The 20,108-nt window shown below is 35.9% G+C and carries 22 protein-coding genes and 1 pseudogene; 4 read left to right on the forward strand and 19 right to left on the reverse strand.

Annotation, left to right across the window (positions count from 1 at the left end):
- Nucleotides 1-189: 189 nt before the first annotated feature.
- The 7 genes from E7B10_RS03615 to E7B10_RS03645 form a co-directional block, all read right to left on the reverse strand.
- Nucleotides 190-1,836 carry a DUF438 domain-containing protein gene (locus E7B10_RS03615; RefSeq protein WP_004698264.1) on the reverse strand — a complete coding sequence of 549 codons (1,647 nt, stop codon included), beginning with the start codon at nucleotides 1,834-1,836 and terminating at the stop codon, nucleotides 190-192.
- A 453-nt stretch (nucleotides 1,837-2,289) separates the two neighbouring features.
- Nucleotides 2,290-2,919, reverse strand: a complete 630-nt coding sequence (locus E7B10_RS03620; protein ID WP_004698210.1) for a superoxide dismutase — start codon at nucleotides 2,917-2,919, stop codon at nucleotides 2,290-2,292.
- A 359-nt stretch (nucleotides 2,920-3,278) separates the two neighbouring features.
- Entirely contained in the window at nucleotides 3,279-3,818 is a 540-nt protein-coding gene (locus E7B10_RS03625) for a cysteine hydrolase family protein (protein WP_004698113.1), read from the reverse strand.
- A gap of 213 nt (nucleotides 3,819-4,031) precedes the next feature.
- On the reverse strand, nucleotides 4,032-4,544 hold the full coding sequence (locus tag E7B10_RS03630) for a phosphatidylglycerophosphatase A (protein ID WP_004698229.1): 513 nt from the start codon (nucleotides 4,542-4,544) through the stop codon (nucleotides 4,032-4,034).
- A 13-nt stretch (nucleotides 4,545-4,557) separates the two neighbouring features.
- On the reverse strand, nucleotides 4,558-4,950 hold the full coding sequence (locus tag E7B10_RS03635; protein WP_004698148.1) for a hypothetical protein: 393 nt from the start codon (nucleotides 4,948-4,950) through the stop codon (nucleotides 4,558-4,560).
- Nucleotides 4,951-5,050: 100 nt separating this feature from the next.
- Nucleotides 5,051-5,395: a zinc ribbon domain-containing protein YjdM gene (locus tag E7B10_RS03640; RefSeq protein WP_004698208.1), complete on the reverse strand. Its 345-nt coding sequence runs from the start codon at nucleotides 5,393-5,395 to the stop codon at nucleotides 5,051-5,053.
- 127 nt (nucleotides 5,396-5,522) lie between these two features.
- Nucleotides 5,523-5,885 (reverse strand): MerR family transcriptional regulator, encoded by a 363-nt coding sequence (locus tag E7B10_RS03645; protein ID WP_316055496.1) that lies wholly within the window; start codon nucleotides 5,883-5,885, stop codon nucleotides 5,523-5,525.
- Nucleotides 5,886-5,951: 66 nt separating this feature from the next.
- Here E7B10_RS03645 and E7B10_RS03650 point away from each other — a divergent pair, with 66 nt between their 5' ends.
- Both E7B10_RS03650 and E7B10_RS09560 read left to right on the forward strand, forming a co-directional pair.
- Nucleotides 5,952-6,329, forward strand: a complete 378-nt coding sequence (locus tag E7B10_RS03650) for a carboxymuconolactone decarboxylase family protein (protein WP_123138184.1) — start codon at nucleotides 5,952-5,954, stop codon at nucleotides 6,327-6,329.
- A gap of 611 nt (nucleotides 6,330-6,940) precedes the next feature.
- Complete coding sequence (locus tag E7B10_RS09560) at nucleotides 6,941-7,012, forward strand: putative holin-like toxin (RefSeq protein WP_219565824.1); 72 nt, start codon at nucleotides 6,941-6,943, stop codon at nucleotides 7,010-7,012.
- A gap of 176 nt (nucleotides 7,013-7,188) precedes the next feature.
- Here the strand turns inward: E7B10_RS09560 and E7B10_RS03655 are convergent, their stop codons facing one another.
- Nucleotides 7,189-7,686: an ECF transporter S component gene (locus E7B10_RS03655; RefSeq protein WP_316055497.1), complete on the reverse strand. Its 498-nt coding sequence runs from the start codon at nucleotides 7,684-7,686 to the stop codon at nucleotides 7,189-7,191.
- Between the two features lie 231 nt (nucleotides 7,687-7,917).
- Between E7B10_RS03655 and E7B10_RS03660 the strand changes: the two genes are divergently transcribed.
- Nucleotides 7,918-8,484: an NAD(P)H-dependent oxidoreductase gene (locus E7B10_RS03660; protein WP_287510782.1), complete on the forward strand. Its 567-nt coding sequence runs from the start codon at nucleotides 7,918-7,920 to the stop codon at nucleotides 8,482-8,484.
- Nucleotides 8,485-8,597: 113 nt separating this feature from the next.
- Here the strand turns inward: E7B10_RS03660 and E7B10_RS03665 are convergent, their stop codons facing one another.
- The 7 genes and pseudogenes from E7B10_RS03665 to E7B10_RS03695 form a co-directional block, all read right to left on the reverse strand.
- Entirely contained in the window at nucleotides 8,598-9,101 is a 504-nt protein-coding gene (locus tag E7B10_RS03665) for a YfbM family protein (RefSeq protein WP_024062871.1), read from the reverse strand.
- Between the two features lie 108 nt (nucleotides 9,102-9,209).
- Nucleotides 9,210-9,803 (reverse strand): hypothetical protein, encoded by a 594-nt coding sequence (locus tag E7B10_RS03670; RefSeq protein ID WP_278606552.1) that lies wholly within the window; start codon nucleotides 9,801-9,803, stop codon nucleotides 9,210-9,212.
- A 30-nt stretch (nucleotides 9,804-9,833) separates the two neighbouring features.
- Nucleotides 9,834-10,377: pseudogene (locus E7B10_RS03675) on the reverse strand (hypothetical protein).
- Nucleotides 10,378-10,414: 37 nt separating this feature from the next.
- Nucleotides 10,415-10,921 (reverse strand): hypothetical protein, encoded by a 507-nt coding sequence (locus E7B10_RS03680; RefSeq protein WP_039965197.1) that lies wholly within the window; start codon nucleotides 10,919-10,921, stop codon nucleotides 10,415-10,417.
- 71 nt (nucleotides 10,922-10,992) lie between these two features.
- A complete protein-coding gene (locus E7B10_RS03685) occupies nucleotides 10,993-11,424 on the reverse strand; it encodes a hypothetical protein (protein WP_021148738.1) in 432 nt (143 codons plus the stop codon).
- Nucleotides 11,425-11,444: 20 nt separating this feature from the next.
- The gene (locus E7B10_RS03690; protein WP_316055498.1) at nucleotides 11,445-12,260 is read right to left on the reverse strand and encodes a DUF2262 domain-containing protein; all 816 of its coding nucleotides are present in this window, start codon (nucleotides 12,258-12,260) and stop codon (nucleotides 11,445-11,447) included.
- Nucleotides 12,261-12,378: 118 nt separating this feature from the next.
- Nucleotides 12,379-13,221, reverse strand: a complete 843-nt coding sequence (locus tag E7B10_RS03695) for a DUF6630 family protein (protein WP_024062612.1) — start codon at nucleotides 13,219-13,221, stop codon at nucleotides 12,379-12,381.
- A 511-nt stretch (nucleotides 13,222-13,732) separates the two neighbouring features.
- Here E7B10_RS03695 and E7B10_RS03700 point away from each other — a divergent pair.
- Nucleotides 13,733-14,488: a type II toxin-antitoxin system PemK/MazF family toxin gene (locus tag E7B10_RS03700; RefSeq protein ID WP_024062611.1), complete on the forward strand. Its 756-nt coding sequence runs from the start codon at nucleotides 13,733-13,735 to the stop codon at nucleotides 14,486-14,488.
- 183 nt (nucleotides 14,489-14,671) lie between these two features.
- On the opposite strand, the gene E7B10_RS03705 is transcribed toward E7B10_RS03700, so the two are convergent.
- The 4 genes from E7B10_RS03705 to E7B10_RS03720 form a co-directional block, all read right to left on the reverse strand.
- Nucleotides 14,672-15,217, reverse strand: a complete 546-nt coding sequence (locus tag E7B10_RS03705; RefSeq protein WP_149026229.1) for a hypothetical protein — start codon at nucleotides 15,215-15,217, stop codon at nucleotides 14,672-14,674.
- Between the two features lie 150 nt (nucleotides 15,218-15,367).
- Nucleotides 15,368-16,849: an LlaJI family restriction endonuclease gene (locus E7B10_RS03710; RefSeq protein WP_077707799.1), complete on the reverse strand. Its 1,482-nt coding sequence runs from the start codon at nucleotides 16,847-16,849 to the stop codon at nucleotides 15,368-15,370.
- Nucleotides 16,846-19,044 carry an AAA family ATPase gene (locus tag E7B10_RS03715; protein ID WP_077707800.1) on the reverse strand — a complete coding sequence of 733 codons (2,199 nt, stop codon included), beginning with the start codon at nucleotides 19,042-19,044 and terminating at the stop codon, nucleotides 16,846-16,848. The genes E7B10_RS03710 and E7B10_RS03715 overlap by 4 nt, the downstream gene beginning before the upstream one ends.
- Nucleotides 19,037-20,107 carry a DNA cytosine methyltransferase gene (locus E7B10_RS03720; RefSeq protein ID WP_024062607.1) on the reverse strand — a complete coding sequence of 357 codons (1,071 nt, stop codon included), beginning with the start codon at nucleotides 20,105-20,107 and terminating at the stop codon, nucleotides 19,037-19,039. The genes E7B10_RS03715 and E7B10_RS03720 overlap by 8 nt, the downstream gene beginning before the upstream one ends.
- Nucleotide 20,108 lies beyond the last annotated feature (1 nt).

Below are 20,108 nucleotides of genomic sequence, written 5' to 3' on the forward strand. Positions count from 1 at the left end.
GTATTTAATCATACTATCCCCTACACAACCTTAGTACATACAGGGATGTATGTGCGGTAAACTATAAGGTATGCAAAAAGGCTGCTCTACCATCAAATCGTGTAGAGCAGCCTCTTTTCTATACATGTCTTACTTTTCTATATATGTCTCATATATGTTACCTATTCAGGTTACCACATATATAGGGTCTTATTTAGTTCTAGCGAAATGATCTTTTGCAAATTGCATGTCTTGTACGAGTTCCAATGTACCAATATAGTTATTGTTTTGATCACGAACAGCCATGTAATTGACATAGAACGGACGACCTTGTTTTTCAAGCCATACTGCTACATTATCGCGATCACCTTTACGGAAGGAATCAATGATACCACGTACGATTGGTTCTACCTTTGGCGGATGGCAGGAATACACATCGCGACCGATAGCTGTCGTAGGGCGTTTAAAGACCTTTTCACCATCGTTGAAGTAACGGTTAATGTCTTCGTGATCAACGAAGGTGACTTCCATTGGCATTGTATTAAGCATGGCATTCAATTGATCCACAGTCAAGCTACCACCGATTAGAGCAATGGTATTATCATCGCCACTTGCTTTTGTTGTTTGTGTTGCTAATGCGGTTTCAGCCTCTGGCCAAGCAGTGCGTTTTACCCCAAAAATTTCTTCATACTGTGCTGTATCTTTGTAGATTTGGTACCACTCTTCAGTGCTGAAGTTTTCTGCACAGATTGGGAACAAAATATTTTGTTCTTTATAGATCATTTCTTGTGCACGTGTAAGAAGCTCATCAAAACGTCTATACCAATCATCTACGCTTTGGCTAGACTTAGCTAAATCACCTAGTTGGTCCCGAATATCACCATCAACAGTCCACATGACCATAGATGGACCAGAAATATCATAGGCTACTTTCAAATGCGGATACAAAAGGTCACCCTTCTTAGCATAGTGAACAGATACTTGACGCACTGCATTTACATCATCAACAGTTGCCGTTTTATCCGCCACCTTAGGTCGAATGGATTCAATTAACGCATCAAGAGCCTTGTTTTCTTCTGTTAATTGATGGAGTGGATGTCCTACAGTTTCAATCAAGGACACCACACTTTTGCTCTTCTCTTGAGCCTCTAACACAGCCTCAACCTTAGCATGTTCTGACTCCATTTGTTCATGGATAGTGGAGCCGTGGAACAAGGCAGAGTGAAGGTCACATAATTGTTGAACCTCTGCTAGTGGTGTGCCTTCACGCATAAGGCCTTGTTCAGCTTTCATGATTTCACTAGCCTCAACATGGGCGAATTGACTAGCAAAGTCTTCACGAACCGCACCAAGGTCTTCACCTGTGCCTAAACGTTTCAAGAAGCCTTTGAGCTGCTCTACTCGTTCGCTATCTTGAACTGTATCTTCAGCCTTAGTTTCGGAATCTTCATCAGTATTAGCTGTCGCTGTAGTAGATACTGGTTCACTGTTTTCTACTGCATTTGCTACAACTGTACTAGATGCTACGTTAGCAGATGTATCCGTAACATTAGACTTTGTAGCCGTTGCAGTAGGCGCTACGCCAGGATGACCCGCAGTTTCCGCATCATCACCAGATAGATTTGGCATTTCACCTTCTAAGGTAAAGCCAGCTTTCATGAAAGCGCCCACGATATCGATCATGGATACGCCTTTCATCTTAGCCCCTTTCGGGATGGTCATGATTTTACCAACAGAGTTCAACATCACCTTGTTTGTGATTTCGCTGAACCCTAATTCTTTCATAATATCTGCTACTTCAGGATATTCTTTTACCAAATCATATACAGATTTGGATAGATCTAATTTCTTTTCCATTTTGAGCCCCTCATGTCAAAATCTTTATAAAATACTTACTAATATTAATGAGCCCCTATACGTAAAAATCTCGCATATAAGGCTATCTATTTACTGTGAAAGGTCTATATATAATGACCTATGAATCTATGATAAACGATATCGATTAGAAAATCTGTATCCGTGGCAATACTTTTGAAAGTAATTCAAAAATTTTCAAAATATCATGTAACGCTTTACCAATAGTAACTCTTTACCAATAAAATAAATTATACGCTTATACGCTCGAAAACAGTAAAAAAAGATAAAAATAACGGATAGATGATTATCCATCCCAGCTCATACATGAAGGGAGACACATCAACTATCCGTTATATATTTAAATTACTTGTCTATTACTATTACTGTTTCTGTTTCTGTTTCTGTTTCTGTTTCTGTTTCTGTTTCTGTTTCTGTTTCTAACAAGTGTACCACTTAATCATGATGTGGTTTCAATGCTTTTTCGTAGTTTTCAGAAACTTTGTCCCAGTTAATAACGCGGAAGAATTCCTTGATATAGTCTGGGCGACGGTTTTGGTAGTGCAAATAGTATGCATGTTCCCAAACATCTAAGCATAGAATTGCTTTTTTACCTTCCAATAAAGGATTATCTTGGTTCGCAGAGGATGTCACTTCTAGCTTGCCATCTTTGTTAACTACAAGCCAAGCCCAACCAGAGCCAAAACGTGTAGCTGCCGCAGTAGAGAAGCTTTCAACAAAAGCATCGTAGCCACCAAGTTCAGCATCGATAGCCTCTTTCAAAGGACCTTGCAATTTAGAAGTATCTGGTTTTGTCATGATGTCCCAGAACATGGTGTGGTTCTTGTGACCGCCACCATTGTTGATAACTGCTTGACGGATATCTTCAGGCACATTAGCAATATCGCCGAGAATACAGTCTACACAGCCATACGGAAGATCAGGGTATTTTGCGATAGCAGCGTTTAAATTATTAACATAGGCTTGATGATGCTTGTCATGATGCAATTTCATTGTTTCAGTATCGATAACAGGTTCAAGGTAATCATACGCATACGGTAATGGTGCGAGTTCGAAAGGTTTCATAGTAGTCCTCCTTAAATTTAGGGCATAGAACAATGCTAACTATTTCGTATCATCGTTCTTGTGAAAGCGATTCGATGCACCTGCATCGGTAATATAGAATCAATCTACTAGCATAGCATATATACTTCAAGAAGAGACTGATTATCCTAACGTAACCAGAAGTTAGGATATAATATTTTAGCTAACAAATTGATATGAATTATCATTCTTTATCTAATTGTACACATTATATAGAAAAACGTCAATATAAAAGACTAACATAAAAGGCCATAGGAACTCCTACAGCCTTTAATTAGTTAATTGTTATATGACTTTTGATCAGCAATCACATATAGTTTTATATAAATTTGATTCACAAGTTAGTCAATGATACACTGACACATTTTCATCGTTGTTAATGCCGCTTGATGGGACTCCTCTGTTACACCAGCACAGCAACTCGAATCAATATGAATAGGAATCTCTGGCAAGCCTGCTTTCAGCATAATCGCATTGGACACAACGCAAATATCTGTACATAAGCCGATGAGCGTAATAGACTCAATAGGATTTACCCTATCCATGCCCTCTAACCGTGTAAGCAACTCAAAAGAGGCAAAGTTTGGTTTATCTACAAAGGATACAGGACTCATAATTGATCGACCTTCTGCAGCCTCAATCAAGCCATCCACAATATGCCAGCCCTCGGTATTTTTAACGCAGTGAGGCACTGGTAAAAGCTTTCCTTCTTGGTGTTCCAAGTAATCTCTATCATGCGTATCACGAGTAAAGATAATAGGACCATCAAAGCTTTCAATTTTCTTACGCACATTATCTACGATTAACTGTGCTTGCGATGAACCAAGTGCACCATCTACAAAATCATTTTGCATATCGATTACTACCAGAACCTTTTGCATAGCTCCTCCTGTATATAGCTACAAAACAAAGTACTTATTTCCAATCAATATTATTTATACTCTTTATTCTTTATAACATCAATAGTATCTACCAACTCTATAAATTATTATCAAGTTGTTGTGAAAGTGTCATCAAATTGTTGTGAAAGTGTTATCAATGAGTCATCGAAGCCCACCTCATACTTTATCAACAAGTAGATATATGACGGACTTCTATTCTTCTACTATAGCATGTTGCACGCGATTTGGTTCATTATGTGCCAGTTTCCCTGCCGCTGCTGCCGCTACAGCACCTACCAAATCATCGAGGAATGTATTACAGCGTCCCCCTTCTTCGCTATCTAGTTTTTTGATAATACCTGGCTTCACCTTATCTAAATAGCCATAATTTGTAAAGCCAATAGATCCATACAAATTAACGATGGAAAAAGCTAAAATTTCATCAATACCATATAGGCTTTCATCATTAGCAACAATACGTTGCAATGGCTGAGATAATTTATTTTGCTCTGTCAACTTATCAAGCTCTATGCCCGTAATAATTGCATTATGTACCTCCCGTTTAGATAGTACAGACGCCACGCTATCTCTACACTCTTCAAGTTTTAAATTCGGCATATATGGTTTTTGTACATAAAAAACAAGCTCTGCAATGTCCTCTATTGTGACACCCCGTTCAGCGAGAAGCTCGTAAGTATATCTCTCTAAATCTTTTGTAGCCTCCATAAGTCCTCCTTTATCATTTCTTTAGATTGTTATCAGATAACATGACAATACTAACGGGAATCGTTACAACGAGCGCTTCATCAGTATCAACATGCTTAGTATTCCAAGCCGCCTCTTTAGCAGCCTCCTCAAAAATTGGATACGCTTCACGATCTAGCTTCCAATTATTAGGACCCGCTTCAACAGCTACAATATTGCCCTTATCGTCCGTCTTTATCTCTATAGGAACAATTAATGTTCCGTCTGCACTCGTTTCAAAAGCCTCTGGTGGAATGATTACGTTATAAGAAATCTGTTGTTGCAATTCATAATTACGCTTGTCCGCAGGCTTTACATCTGCAGCTAGAGAACTAATAGGACTCATCATAGATACTAATAAGGCCAATAAAATAACACGGTTAAACATAGTTTCCTCTCATCTAAAAACTCTCTTACTATATGCATTATAAGTTGATTATACCACGAAAAAATCCCTACCGAATTTTTATCGGTAGGGATTCCTTAGATTAGATTTTCTTAACCATTTCAGATTTCAATGCCATCGCACCGAAGCCATCAATTTTACAATCGATATCGTGACCATCGCTTGCATCGGTGATAAGGCGAATATTTTTTACACGCGTACCTTGTTTCAATACGCCCGCTCCTTTTACTTTGAGGTCTTTTACAACAACCACTGTATCGCCATCAGCGAGCTCATTGCCGTTAGCATCGCGAATGATACCCGCTTCAGCTGCAGCTTGCGCATCGGCCGCTGTCCATTCGTTGCCACACATAGGGCAGATAAACATATGACCGTCTTCATATGTGTACTCATCGCCACACTTAGGGCAGTTAGGTAAATTTGCCATTTAGATCTCCTTTTTTCACTACATAATGAAAGTATTATACCATACCTTAGAAACCGAGCTCTATATTGATATGATGACCATTAGCTCCATATTGATACGATGGCTATATAATGTCCACAATAAAAACCTACTCAATCTCATTTTTCTTTACTAAAGTTTCATACAAATCCAACTTATCTTCAAGATTATTCATATAGTCTTCCAATCGTTTGATTTCGGCCTCAATAAACCGATAGTGTTCCTGCAACAGTGCCATTCTTTCACGGGCCGTATGAGATCCGGCATACCTCAAGTCCGCATATCGCTTGATATTAGCAAGCGGCATTCCCATGTCTTTCAGACGTTTAATAAACTGCACAAAGCCTACATCCTTCGCATGGTAATTGCGAATGCCGTTCTGTCGCTCGATGTGAAGGAACCCTTGATCCTCATAATATCGCAATGTAGAAATAGACAGCCCTACCAATTTTGAAAATTCACCGATTTTCATACTTTCACCACCTTGACCTCAAGTATACTCGAGCATATATCATACGTCTAGACGGAGGTAATAATTATGAAAGAAACACGTTTTAACATCGGTATGAACACATTGAAACAAATTGACGGGCTGCACGGGGAGGAGGTGTATAACACAATTCAAGAGATTTCACCGGCCATCGCTGATTTATTGGTCGAACTGTTCGGTGATATCTACATGCGCCCCAACCTGAATTTCAAGGAACGGGAACTGATTACGCTCGCGTCCCTGTTAACGCTGGGCGGTTGCGAGGCTCAGCTGAAAGTACATACCAACGCGGCACTCAACGTCGGTATCGCGCCCGAGCAAATCGTAGAGGTCTGCACCCACTGCATCCCCTATGCGGGATTTCCACGCGTGCTGAATGCACTGTTTACGGTGAAAGCAGTCTTTGAAGAGCGAAACGTACTATAATTAAGGAGCGACGGCAACAAAAATAGAGGATCCCTACGGACCCTCTCAACAGCATTATTATATTATGTACATTACACGACGCATCCAGATTGACGATATACGCCAATTTCATTATAATGTAATAAAGAGATAGTCGACGAGTGGTTCCGTCAGGCTCATCCCAAAACATTATAAAACATGCAGAAATGGCCTTTCGTTTTCAGCTACCAGTTGGTAACGAAGGGCTATTTATCGTTATTACGACAAATCAGCACTATCAATGCGCCAAAGGAAATAACGACAGTTAAAATCCCGAGGACAATCATAATGACTTCATAAGCATTCATAGGCTTTCACCCCCTTCAAAGAAAAAGGGTGTCCCAACCTCGTTCGACTATCTTACGTTTATTATAAACCGAACTTATGTTCTATGCAATAAAAATCTATTAATAAATATTAGTCTATTTATAACTAATAAAGGGAGACTCTTGATAGAGTCTCCCTTTTATTTGTGTACAAGTTGTACGAAATTAATCCATATTTTTCAATCAATATTTTCTGCTATATACTAATAACGAAAGAGCCATTAACGTGAGTTGGGTTCATCTCCGTCTTTTGAGGGAGGTGACATTATGACTGTATACGAAGCATTATCATTAATGATTTTATTCGCTACCCTCGTAGTGTTAATTCTTAAGAAATAATCAATATATTGATTATAAAATAAGATAAACCTAACGTTTAAGACTAAGTACGGCAATACTTAGACACGTTAGGTTTATCAAATTCACAATTTCTTTGATGAGCCTAACGCCTAGAACACGTTAATTGGCTCTTTTGTACTTATAGTATAGTCTGAATTCTAAAGACTGTCAATTTACTATCCAAGTCGTTTACGCAAAATCGCATAGAGTATCATGCTAATAATAACGCTCATAACAGCTTGAATAGTATTAGTTAAAATACTGGCAATGGCTACGCCCGGGTCGAATACAAAGTATTCGGCGATAAAGTAACCGGCTACGATAACAATACCGCCTACGATAGTTGCTACCAAGGCAGAGGTAGTTGTCTTATTGTTATAGACAGTACCGACAAGATAGCCTTCAATGCCTTTCACCACGAAGGTGATGGGTACAAAGACTGCATAGCCGAGGAATAAATCAGCTAGCGCCGGACCGATAGCACCAATATAGGCGCCATATTTTCGACCTAATAATAGAGCTGACGTCATAATAACGACATCTCCTACATTGAAATAGCCGCGAATGCCAGGTACTGGGATTTTCGTGTACATGGTAAACAATGTTGCGAGGGCAATCAATACGGCTGTGAGTACTAACGCGGACGTAGTACTGCGGGGTTGAACGTGTTGCATAGCGTCCTCCTTATAAAAAATAGACATGTGACTATATCCATCACATGTCTATACTATATACCTTTATGGTAACACCTGCAAATAGAAGAAATGAACAATATATCCTTAGCAAATTCTATCGCCATTTACTTTCAGAATAAATACTCTTCACTAGACTTTAACTTAATATAGATACCATTTTATTATCCAGATTCCCTCAAACAACGATGATTAATCAGAAAGGAACTAGCCATGAACGTTTTAATCATTTACACCTATCCTAATCATCAAAGTTTTAATAGCGCTATTCTGAAAGTAGTGCAACAGAATCTTTCAAAGGATCACAATGTGAACACCTTGGATTTATATGAGGAGCAATTCGATCCTATATTGCGATTTGATGATACGCACAAACGTCGAGATTTAAGCACTGTGCCAGACATGGAAAAATATCGTAATTTAGTTACTTGGGCGGACCATATCATCTTTATCTACCCAATTTGGTGGAGCGGTATGCCCGCAATGCTCAAAGGCTTTATTGATTGCGTATTTACAGCGGGCTTTGCCTATTCATACGGTAAAAGAGGCCTTATAGGTCATTTACAAGGAAAATCGGCCTGGATTATCACAACCCACAACACTCCCGCCTTTTTGACGCCGTTTATCCAGGACTATGGCAAGATATTAAAAAATCAGATTCTGAAATCCTGCGGCATCAAACCGGTTACACATACCCAGTTGGCGGGCACAGAAAACAGCTCAGATAAAAAACGCCGGCGCTTCTTAGACAAAATCGCTAATATCGCCGGCAGTATATAAAAATTTATTATGTATATAATTCTGGGCATCCTATTAAAGAGCCATACTTCAACTTTGGTAATTTTATGAGTTGAGAAACGCAATTGCTGCATATCACGTAAAAAGTTTAATGATTAATAAATCGTAATCAGCACATTCCCATTCGATGCTAGTACTTTTTTATAAAACCCTTTCATGTGTTCAAAATAATCAAGAATTTCCTCTATAATTTCGTCCTTCTCATCATCATAGTCCCAAATATTTGGATATAACTCTGCTTCTTTGCACGCCATCATATCGAAGGTTTCTAGTGCTTGTTCAATGTCAAATTCGTCCAGAGCCGTCACGATATCAGCTATTTGGGAATGTTCCGTATAGGCCATATATTCAGATATGTCCTCTATAGGCGTCACACCAAGCACCGCTTGGCTAAGTGGGTTATCGTCAATCCTATGTTCAGTTCCCACACCGGTAAGCACGAAATGAAGGACATCCCACATCTTGTCGATATCGAGCAATACATCCTCCTCAGACCAGTCTTCAACGCTATCAATAATATCCTCCTCTGATGAGCCTAATGACTTAAGTTCTTTTAAATTTTCATCACTTAAATAGCTATAATTTGCAATGAGTCCCATACTCTATAACCTCCGTAAAAACCTCCGTAAACACTTAATATATTCGTCATCTTATTTGTCAATGTACTGTGACGTAAATATCTTATCCCCTTTCACCTACAAGCAATGTTAACAATCTACTGCTGTAAGCAATTCTAACAACACAGCCTCACGTTCTTTCGTTTTGTCTAACAATGGTTTACATAGTAAAAGTACTTGAAGGGAATAGTAGTAAAAGCTAAAGTATAGGTCATCCGGAAACACCTCATCTTCCTCATACCGAATCATATCTTCGTCTTCATCATATTCTTCAGACCAAAGGTATTCTTCGTTGAGCATATCCACAAAGTTTGGTAATGGATCCGCGTGTTCCAGCACAAGACCATCTCTAATACTTTCAACAATGACAATAAATAACTCTACTAATGCTTCAGCTAAATAACGAGCCACTTCATTGTGACGTTGTTCTTCAACGGCTTTTTTGAAAGTACGCAATAAAAAAATTAATGCAAACGGCGTAGAATGCCATAAAGTCGATTGATGTTCAATATTTAAGGCGAGCTCCTTACCAGCCTCATCAACCGCATCAATACTCTCCATCGCCCATAAAGTATCTAGCGCCCTAGGAAAATCTGTAGCACGCCCGTAAGATGTAGTTAACCGATGCCACGGTATATCACTGATCTGCACAGTTTCTATATATCTTTGAGTCACTGTATTCATTATATGTAATCCTTATATTTGATTTGAATATTAAAAGAACAGATTTTCATAAGGCGTAACACTACCATCTTCTTCATGGTTAAAATCCTTGATATACAGGTTCTCGATGTACCGCATCGTAAAACTTTTGCAGTACAGCAGCCAAGTTTGCTTCGGAAGGCATTCCTAGCACCTTAACAACATATTCCCATTTATCCATATCTGTATAGGATGTAATTTGAGCATATCGCTCCTTAGCATACGATTCAAGAATTCCTACATCCGTATATTGGCTAGAGTCACAATAGTCATGCCAGCAAATGCTATACACCAATAAATAAATTAAATCGTCTATACTTTCAGCTATGCGACCGTATTCACCTTCGCTACTCATATATCCAATTGATCCATCCTCTAGTTGATGATATTCACCGCCTGCACCATCACGAGCAAAGGCTACTCCATCCACGGAAAAGGTACATCGCCCCTCTACCTCATCACGTTTTGTAGGTTCATCAAGCAGAAAGAAATCAAATAGTGCATCAAAATCTGCTGCCAAGTTAGAATCTTCATGTAATATTTTTAAATAATCCATATTGTTACCTCTTATAGATTCGTCTATTCTCTCTATTTCATCTCTTATTTTCTCGTAATTCTAACAACGCAGAAACCTCGCTCATACTGAGATTAAACATGTTGCTTTCTAAATCAATAGGTACAAAATAATAACAAACTATATCTGCACCAAACTCATCTTCTAGCTTTAGCCATTCTGTCCCTGAAAGCACGGTAAATCCGAGCGTATCATCGCCAAGGCTTTCAGCAAACCAGCGCACCTCATAATCAGGTTTAACGAAGTCGTTGAAATATTTGATAGTCACATCCCGGTCTTTCTCATCACCGTAGGGAATTAGCAATTTTTTATTGCCCTTTTGTAGTACAATATCGTCACCATACTGCTTTCCATTGCTAACGGTTTGAATGTCGATAGGCTCATCCATCATGTCATTAAAATAGTTCACCACACCTTCGTCATCCTCGCGCCAGTCAATCCAGATGATAGCTTCGGAATCAAATAAATCATCTAAATCCATATCATGACTAAAGAAATCTTTGACTAATTTATACATATCTTCCATAGTCTCTCTCCTGCATATCACTTATATTTTTAGATAGAATACAACACCAGTATCACCACTTTAAAACAACTCTATAAGGTTTCGTATATCACATCTTGTTGAGCCGTAAAGTTTTCATCAAAAGGAACCAAAACATATAGATGTCCTGCTGGGGATTCTCCCACATCATAGCCTAGTGCAAATGCATCGTAACAACCTGATTTATCCAGCATTATATCCGTTAGCGTTAGTACAACAGACTCTTCTTGCGGTATTCCCTTTTGTATGAGCCTCTTCGCCAGTTGGTCTAATTCATCTAATTGAACATATAATTGCTCCCATATTGATAGTGAAAGTACATCATCTTCAGTATAACCGGTACAACTAATATTAAGTTTTTTAAAGGCTTGTCCTACATTCTCTAAACGATTAGTACCCAATCGGCGAGATACAAAGTAAACACCATAAGGTTCTTCAGACCAGCTTTCAACATTCCATAATGTCATTAATTCCGATTTTCTCATTAGGACTCTCCATTAATTGATTATCCTGCAATATCTGCATCAATAGGGTTCCCATCCGCATCAATATGGACTATGATACAGTGCCCCCAGAAAATATCATCGTCGTCATAATAGACCTCTATAGTGCCATCGTTGCGAAACGCCAATTCGCCCATCATAATACGCTTGGTAAATACGTCTGATGTAATCGGATCTTGGTCATCATTGTCGAGCCAATCATTAGCAAGGTCTAGCAATTTTTCACTAATATAGGTACTAATTCGTTGTTCAAATGCTTTGAAATTATCGATTGTATTGAAAGCAGCCAATGCTACGGTGCAGCTTTCATCAGAGCCCTCATCCACATCAAGGGTGAATGCATAATCATCAATTCTCGCTGTGTAATATTGATACTCTCGATTTAACAGGAAGTCACCCTTGTCGGTATGAAGGTATTTAGGAGTTTTCAAATACGCCGACAACGCCTCTAGCTCGCTATGTTTAGCATGTTCCTCTAACACCTCAAGCACATAATAGCGATTATTCCAAGAAGGGCGCATGTAGCCCAAGTCCTCTATAGGTTTTGCTTTCTTAACTAACAATTTGTAAACACCATGGGGCTCAAAAGAATACCCCCAACCAGTGTCAAAACCTTCAATAATCCACGTCAAAATGCCTTCGCTACGGTCAAGCACGCCAGTTCGAGTATCTAAGATAGCATCGGTAGACACTAGTGGTCTATGGTACTTCTCTAAATAAGGACTAGCTCCATTCGCATCACTGCGCGGCAATGCATAGATTTCAAACTCTTCCGCTTCAAACTCTGCTTCATATTCTGGTAGACGTACAATACTCATATGACTCTCTCCTATTCATCACATTTTACGGTACAAACTATTTACAGTTTAGAACTCCATCCTTTATAGATGATGCCATAGTATAATTGCTTCTATAACATTAAAATGTTCTGTTGTATCACAAGCATTCAGCTACATCGATTCTATGTAACAGCTCTTTTGCTAGTTCTTGGGCTGTTTTGAATTCCTCATTTGAAAGTACCATGAGCACCAAACTATCTGTGCCGATGTCCATGCCTACTAACTTATGGTTTTTCCAAGTGGAATTAAGATGTGCGCACCAGTCCATAATACATTGACCCGCATCAAATGCGTCCGTATCAATAGACATATCTCCAGTTAAATTTTCGCCAGTACATAGATTTTTATTATGGATTAACTTCTGCACATGATAAAGAAAATCCTCTAATTCAATTTTCAAAGATAACTCTACAGCACAACCTTTAGACTGCAGTTTCTCATAGAGGTTCCACCAGCTATCTTCTAAGTCTTCCATGGAGTTTAACTTTGCCTTAGTCATAAAAGAGTTGGCTTGTTTAGCATCGCCTAGCAACAACGTTGCTAACTCTGTAAATGTAGATTGCATCTGATCGATATCTAGATACGCTACTTCTACACACAAACTACAATCAGGTACTCTACGTTTTTTCACAAAAGCCCGCATCATCTTCACCGCATCAGGATAACTTACATCAGCCATACGATACGTCTTACCATCTATGTCTAAGAATATATCTACTGCATCTGGTGTTTTTCCTACACGCGCTTTCATCGCAGTGCAGCCATCGATGGCATGAGGTGGATACAATTCTATATACATGAAAAATCCATCATGCATAGCCTTTAGAATATTATCTATTCCTACTATATTAAAACCATTTCGATTATAATCAGGGCACTTCAAACGCCATTCTTCGTAATCATCAAACAGTTTTTCTTGAATCCAATTGTAAAAGCTCATATACACTCTCCACTATACACTGCTACTTATATGTAATACATATCTTAATAAATGTCTTAATAAATGTCTTAATATGTATCTTAATTATATCATTATTAAGAAATACTTATAATAAAAGTATAGGATAAAAAAGGGGCTGTAACAGAATGCGGTTTTACCGCATTCTGTTACAGCCCCTTCTATACTGGTGCGCCTAACCGGAATCGAACCAGTGATATCTATTAACTATAAATAGATATACAATTTTCATCATATATCTATTTAATACGAGTGTATCTATTGATTATAATTATAACTTAATAATAAGAAGACTCTCTTTTATCTTGTATTTAATATACTCATCTTACTTTCCCTTTATATTCAAAAGTATAATTTTTAGGAATAACACCAGTATCATAAATTAGTACCCGCAAAAGATTTTAAATACATATTGAAATGTGATAAATAATCCGCTACTATAACAATATAATATCCTTAATACTATTTTCAAACTATAAAATAGGTGATGAATATGTCTATTCAAAGTATAGTTCAGAAGTTAGATTCCATCTCCCGAAATTCACATGTGCATTTTAAAAAACTCGACGATTGGATAAATACATATCTTGATTTTATTCCTCTAGAAAACAAAAATTGTGAAACAAAGCTTCCAAATATAAAACGCGGTCAAATTCTTTATGTTAATTTTGGGTATAATGTTCTAAGTGAATTCAGATATAAACATTATTGTGTAGCACTAAATAATAGTCCCAAAAACAATCCTAAAGTAACAGTAGTTCCAATAACATCTAAATACCATCCCCATCAATTATCCATCAGTTACGAACTCGCAGATAACTTAGAAACTATAATTAGAGATAAAGAACGCTCTAACTTTTGGAAACCATTTAGAATGATATATCCCGAATTACAGACTAGAGGCTTTACAGCAATTTCACCAGCTATAGGAGCATATGATACAATACTTCCTAATTGTACTAACTTCATCAATCATGCCATGACATATTTATCAGATGAAGATATTGAATTACGAAATACTCTAAAACAAATACTAATATCACTAAAAAAATTTGATAACTTTTACAAATCCTCCCCTAAGCTTTTACAGTCTAGCTTTTTAAAAGTAGAAGATATCACGACTATTAGTAAAGCACGAATTATTTCTCCTCAGTATAAATCACACCCTTTATACCAATTAATGTTATCTACATCTACATTAGATCGACTTGATCAGGAGATTATTTCTAAATTCACAAAGCCGAATTGACGTTTGAGTAAAGCCCATTTATAATATAGATATAGACAAGGGCTAGCCCCTTACAGATATCTGTTTCTTAAAGAGTAGCTTGCCTACAAAAGTAGCTGTCATTAGACTTTCCTAATGACAGCTACTTTATTTTATAGCTTAAATACATAAATTATAATTTCAATTTAAAATTCTTAAACGCAATCATCGATTATCTATTTTATAAGGATATGGTGGAGTTATTAACTTCAATTTAGAAAGTTTTTCTTTATAACCGTCCCCCACCTTCGTTATTCCATAACTATCTCTATACCATTCATTTCCTTGAAAATCTCTAAAAAATACGCCAACCACTAAAAATTTAGACATTCCTAGCCCTCGATATTGCATCGTAAAGTATTCTCGGCACTGCCCACATATCTCCCTAACATAGCAAGCTTTTGAAGTGCATTGCCCATTAAATATATCCATATTATTCAAGCCTTGAAGGACAATAACATCATATACTTTAAAATCAGATTTATTATGAATCATAATCAAACTTCTATTTTCATCAGGAAATATATTGTCATAGCTAGACTCTATCTTTACTGCTTCACTAAGTGATTTATAATACTGTTCTTTCAGCCAAAACTTTTCATTGTTTGTACGAGATCTCCAACTATTGTACAAGCTTACTACCGAAATAAAACAGCTAAATATTGCTATAATAAGAGTCCAATTAAAATCATAAATAATACTTTCTATCATATTAATCACCCATAATAACAATATACTCCCTCTAAAATAATTGATCATGAAATATAAATATGGCCTTTATGCACTCAGCTAAAAATCAAACTAGGAACACGTATTAAGAATAAAATATCTCAATATCAAGATATAATTTAACTTTTACTTTTACAAATGCAATCTGCTAATAGCCATTTTTCTTCTTTGCAAATAATATTCAAACATTATATGCGCAGGAATTTCTCGCACTTGAATACATTCTAAACCTATTTTATTGAGCATCTCTAACTGAGCATAGCCTATATGAGTAATATCATCTTTTTCCGTAGGCATCAAAAAACAGTTTTTTACATGTTGTATTTCATTTAACTCAATAAAATCTTTATAGGCTAATTGATATAAATATTGTTTTGTGATATCCCCAATTCCTGGTTGACCATTTATCTTATTATTTTCTAATCGTATTGTATAGTACTTAGCATCTAATATAACAAAGCTATATCCATTCCCATATTGCTCTACAGAGATCAAATCAGGTATAAGAGTATCTGAAAAAGCAATATTATTCTTTGTAGATATCCATTTGGGGCGTTCTATTAAATCCTGTAAAGTCTTAGGTTTAGTATCTAATATATTATTAGGAATCTTTACCGGTTGTGGTAAAGGTAATGATGATAAAGGTACTTTCAACTTATTATCAAAAACATCTGCACAAACACATTCCCATACTAGATTAAAACTATTAGTCCCAAATAAATTGATATTATTAGCCTCACTTACAGATGAGTATTCCATTATCAATGCTGACATGAGCTTCAGTACATACTGTTTTCTCGAATTAAATTCAATATTAAGTTCATTAGAAATACGATGAAGAAGATATTCTTTATCGCCCAAATCCTCTAACAAAAGATCTGTCAAATCAACACCTTGTATATCTAATAATTCAAGTAATGTCAGTTCTTCAAGTTCACGACTACAATGAGTAAGCAAACACTCATGAATTCGTTGAATGAAGTTTTTATCATCAATTGTATTTTTGCGTGTCCATAAATTTATATAATAAGGCTCTTCCTCTTGCCACATGGGGTGAATAAAGTTAATAGTTCGATTCCAATTAATTTCTCCAACACCATTAAATTCATGTACATTCTGTGTATTAATATAAATTCCATTTTGGAAATAATCATCTAACAAAGCTATAATTAGTGATAATCTACTAAATGATGATGCTTGGAGACCTTCACAATATAATTGTATAGACTGAGTATTTGTATTATATCGATGTAATACCTTAAGAACCTGTTTTAATAACTGCCTACATTCAGTTTTATCCTCTATCTTATCATGTGAAAGTAGATACTTGGGATAACAACATAACAAATACCCATCAACAATTATAATTCCTACATAGTTAAAGATATAACATGAACTATCTTGATTATCACTTTCCCAAAATAAATAATCATCTAAAATAACAAGATTAGATAATTCTAAATGCTTAGATATTCCTTTAACCAGCTTTAAAATCCCATAAGCCTTAAGATTACTTATAAATATATTTAATTGATTAGCATCTAACTCAGAAAACAACTCCATCAGTTCTGACTTTGTATAAAGTTTTCTTTCGCGGATGTAAACCGACTTCATACTTCTACAACCTTCGATTCACTATTTTCAGTTATTGTTTCTTCTGTATTCTTTAACCATTTAGAATTAACAACTCCCTCGGGGAAAATTCCAATTCCAACTTCATCAAAAGCACTACAAATAGAAGAATATCTACTACTAGTTTCACATTTAAAAAATAATCGACGTTTTTGTTTAACTACATCATCGAACAAGTACATTAACACCTTATTTTTAAAGGTTTTATTAAAGCTATCATTATCTTGTAATGCAGATTCTTTCAAAAAAAATGGCCCCATTAATTTATCTTCGTTAATGTTATAACTTTCAGTAGACAACTCATCATTAATTGCCTTACGCAACCCATTCCAAGAAATCAACTTGTCCGATTTTCCGACTTTAAATCTTGGCCGTACCCCAAGATCAGATAGCTTATCTTCTCCATCATCAAGTCCATAATAGGAAAACTCCCAACGCCGTTTAAACGCTGTATCCATAGGATATACACCTTGATCTGCACTATTCATAGTTGCCCAGACGAACATATTCGAAGGTATTTTGATAGTATTAACATCATATTTGCCCACAAGCTGGCTTTTTAAAAAGTGTCTCATATCATCACTTGTTGTTATACTATATTCACTTTCCCCATTATCATTTCGATCAAGCAATTGGAATATATCTCCAAACACAGCTGCAACATTAGCACGATTAATTTCCTCTACAATTAATACGTAAGGTTTATGAGGGTTTTTTAATGCTTTTACTAAGAGTCGCATAAACGGACCCGGCACATATTCATATGAAATTTTTTCTTTATATGAATCTTTTGATAACAACTGGACATATTTTCTTAATGCTCGTCCATGATTTCGTTCAACTGAATTATTCTTAGCAGCCTGAGTCCCATCTTGCTTAATCGTTGTAAACTCATCATCAAAATATAATCCTAAAAGAGCAGGTAACCGTGTCAAATCATTATTATTTTGAAAGGTTTCTACAAGAGTATCATATTTTTCTTGTGTAGTCTTAGTCTCATCTAGTAATACTGAGATAACATTTTTCGTATCTTCATCTAATCCATCAAATTTACTTGTCTTCATAATCGGTTTATAAGAACCTACAAAATTTGCATATGTATAATCTGGATGAAATGTTATTCTTTCAATCTGTTCATCATTATTGCTAACTAGAGCCTCTGCTTCCAGCTTTAATGCATAAGATTTCCCTGTCCCTGGTGCGCCAAAAAAAATTCTTTGTCTAGATATATTATTATCTATATAGATAGGCTCATCTAATTTTGAGCTAATAGCTGAGTCTATATTAAATTGATTGGAGTAACTAATATTAATATTGTTAGAAGATAACCGCAAAAAACATCTAACTCTGCTCTCATATTTCTGTAAATCAATATCTTTATCAGGCACAATATCAACTACATTATTGGAATACTCTAAAAACGAATTTAAGTTATCCTTTAACAATGACTTTAATATTCTTAATGAGCCCTTAGGCTCTTCATCACCATTAATATCTATTGGTCCATTAGCATCGAGAATTTTTCTATATATGCTATCCAAATTAAAAATAATATCCTTATTATTATCTACAAGTTTAAATACAGCAGGTTCAGATAATACAGTTATTAACTCTATCAAATTCTTTTCTGCTTGTTTCAAACGGTTAGCATAATTATCTTGTTGACTATAATCTTTTTCAATACCCAACCAATATAACAACACACCTAAATATAACTCTCTATCAGTTTCAATCAAAGAATTAATAATGTCTATATTGATTGTATATATTAATTTTTTAGGGTATCTAACCCTTCCAGTTCTTTCAGCACTATAAGGCTTAGAACTATCTAAAAATTCAACTTTAGCCAATCTCCAAATCAACTCAAAAGCAACAATTAAAGATTCTATTTGCGCTGTAAATATTGGGTTTGCATTAAGATTACTCAATAGATTATCTTTATCAATACTTATAATTTCAAAAGTATCTATCATACTAATTATTTTTTCATTTAAATCATTAGTTAAAATAATCTGATCCTTATCCTGAACTGAATACTCTAATTCTCCTGGAGAATCAGAAACGACCCATAGGAAAATAATCATAGCTAAAGCACTTTTAATATTAGGGAATGAAGATTTTATACCTAATTTTAAATCAATATCAGGATATATATTCAAGGGGTTTGGTCTATTCATTATTATCTCTCTTTATATCATTCATAATTACACGTGCTATTTTTCTAGCTAATAACGGCGGAACAGCATTTCCAACTTGCTTCATTTGGGACATTTTACTGCCAATAAACTTAAAAGTATCAGGAAAAGATTGTAATCTAGCCGCCTCTCTGACGGTAATAGCTCTATTTAAAAATGGGTGAGTAAATTTTCCAGAGGAAGGAGTATCAAATCTAGTTGTTATTGTTACTGCTACATCATTCTGTTTCATTCTACTCCAAGTCCCACTATATACAGACTTCGTAATATGTTCCTTCGGAAGTATTTCTTTCCCCGCATTTGGAGGAATCAATGATAAACGCTCTAATGCCAATGCAGAGTGTTTTGTTGCCATATGATTATATAGGATTTTAGATCCTTTACGCATTTTCTTTTCATAATCACTCTTAGGTGAATTTCGATATTCCTGTTCAAATTCACCTTCACCAGATTCAAGATATGCTAAGTCACTTATCGCATCCCAAATAGTGACCTTTTGCTTACAAGGTAGGGGCAATTCAGGTGGAGTCGCTAAATATTTTCCAATAATAATGGCTCTTCTACGATTTTGTGGTACCCCATAGTCTGCTGCATTCAGAACGCCATATCGTATAGAGTATCCATAGCCCTTAAACAACCCCTTAATTTCATTAAGAAAGAAACCTTTCTCTGCTGTTAATAAATTAGGAACATTCTCCATTACAAAATACTTAGGCTTTACGAATTTTACTACTTCAACATAATGTTTAAATAAAAAATTTCTTTCATCATTTATTGTTTTTCTTTTACCCTTTTGTGAAAATCCTTGACAAGGTGGTCCACCTATTACTACATCTATTTTATTAACATATTCTCCAAATACTTTACTCAAATCTAAAGACGTTATATCGCCCACAACAACGTTTGTACTCTTATGATTCTCCTTATATGCAGTCGCAATTGATTGGTCAAACTCATTTGCTAATAATATATCAAACCCTTCCATCTCAAATCCCAATGAAAGTCCTCCTACGCCTGCAAATAAATCTATAACAGTTGGTTCCATA

It is taken from the genome of Veillonella sp., from assembly GCF_032470285.1.
In the GTDB taxonomy this organism is placed as follows: Bacteria; Bacillota; Negativicutes; order Veillonellales; family Veillonellaceae; genus Veillonella.

Excerpts from the sequence above, each read along its gene's own strand:
- E7B10_RS03615 (WP_004698264.1), bottom strand. The coding sequence starts at position 1,836 with ATGGAAAAGAAATTAGATCTATCCAAATCTGTATATGATTTGGTAAAA.
- E7B10_RS03620 (WP_004698210.1), bottom strand. The coding sequence starts at position 2,919 with ATGAAACCTTTCGAACTCGCACCATTACCGTATGCGTATGATTACCTT.
- E7B10_RS03625 (WP_004698113.1), bottom strand. The coding sequence starts at position 3,818 with ATGCAAAAGGTTCTGGTAGTAATCGATATGCAAAATGATTTTGTAGAT.
- E7B10_RS03630 (WP_004698229.1), bottom strand. The coding sequence starts at position 4,544 with ATGGAGGCTACAAAAGATTTAGAGAGATATACTTACGAGCTTCTCGCT.
- E7B10_RS03635 (WP_004698148.1), bottom strand. The coding sequence starts at position 4,950 with ATGTTTAACCGTGTTATTTTATTGGCCTTATTAGTATCTATGATGAGT.
- E7B10_RS03640 (WP_004698208.1), bottom strand. The coding sequence starts at position 5,395 with ATGGCAAATTTACCTAACTGCCCTAAGTGTGGCGATGAGTACACATAT.
- E7B10_RS03645 (WP_316055496.1), bottom strand. The coding sequence starts at position 5,885 with ATGAAAATCGGTGAATTTTCAAAATTGGTAGGGCTGTCTATTTCTACA.
- E7B10_RS03650 (WP_123138184.1), top strand. The coding sequence starts at position 5,952 with ATGAAAGAAACACGTTTTAACATCGGTATGAACACATTGAAACAAATT.
- E7B10_RS03655 (WP_316055497.1), bottom strand. The coding sequence starts at position 7,686 with ATGCAACACGTTCAACCCCGCAGTACTACGTCCGCGTTAGTACTCACA.
- E7B10_RS03660 (WP_287510782.1), top strand. The coding sequence starts at position 7,918 with ATGAACGTTTTAATCATTTACACCTATCCTAATCATCAAAGTTTTAAT.
- E7B10_RS03665 (WP_024062871.1), bottom strand. The coding sequence starts at position 9,101 with ATGGGACTCATTGCAAATTATAGCTATTTAAGTGATGAAAATTTAAAA.
- E7B10_RS03670 (WP_278606552.1), bottom strand. The coding sequence starts at position 9,803 with ATGAATACAGTGACTCAAAGATATATAGAAACTGTGCAGATCAGTGAT.
- E7B10_RS03680 (WP_039965197.1), bottom strand. The coding sequence starts at position 10,921 with ATGGAAGATATGTATAAATTAGTCAAAGATTTCTTTAGTCATGATATG.
- E7B10_RS03685 (WP_021148738.1), bottom strand. The coding sequence starts at position 11,424 with ATGAGAAAATCGGAATTAATGACATTATGGAATGTTGAAAGCTGGTCT.
- E7B10_RS03690 (WP_316055498.1), bottom strand. The coding sequence starts at position 12,260 with ATGAGTATTGTACGTCTACCAGAATATGAAGCAGAGTTTGAAGCGGAA.
- E7B10_RS03695 (WP_024062612.1), bottom strand. The coding sequence starts at position 13,221 with ATGAGCTTTTACAATTGGATTCAAGAAAAACTGTTTGATGATTACGAA.
- E7B10_RS03700 (WP_024062611.1), top strand. The coding sequence starts at position 13,733 with ATGTCTATTCAAAGTATAGTTCAGAAGTTAGATTCCATCTCCCGAAAT.
- E7B10_RS03705 (WP_149026229.1), bottom strand. The coding sequence starts at position 15,217 with ATGATAGAAAGTATTATTTATGATTTTAATTGGACTCTTATTATAGCA.
- E7B10_RS03710 (WP_077707799.1), bottom strand. The coding sequence starts at position 16,849 with ATGAAGTCGGTTTACATCCGCGAAAGAAAACTTTATACAAAGTCAGAA.
- E7B10_RS03715 (WP_077707800.1), bottom strand. The coding sequence starts at position 19,044 with ATGAATAGACCAAACCCCTTGAATATATATCCTGATATTGATTTAAAA.
- E7B10_RS03720 (WP_024062607.1), bottom strand. The coding sequence starts at position 20,107 with ATGGAACCAACTGTTATAGATTTATTTGCAGGCGTAGGAGGACTTTCA.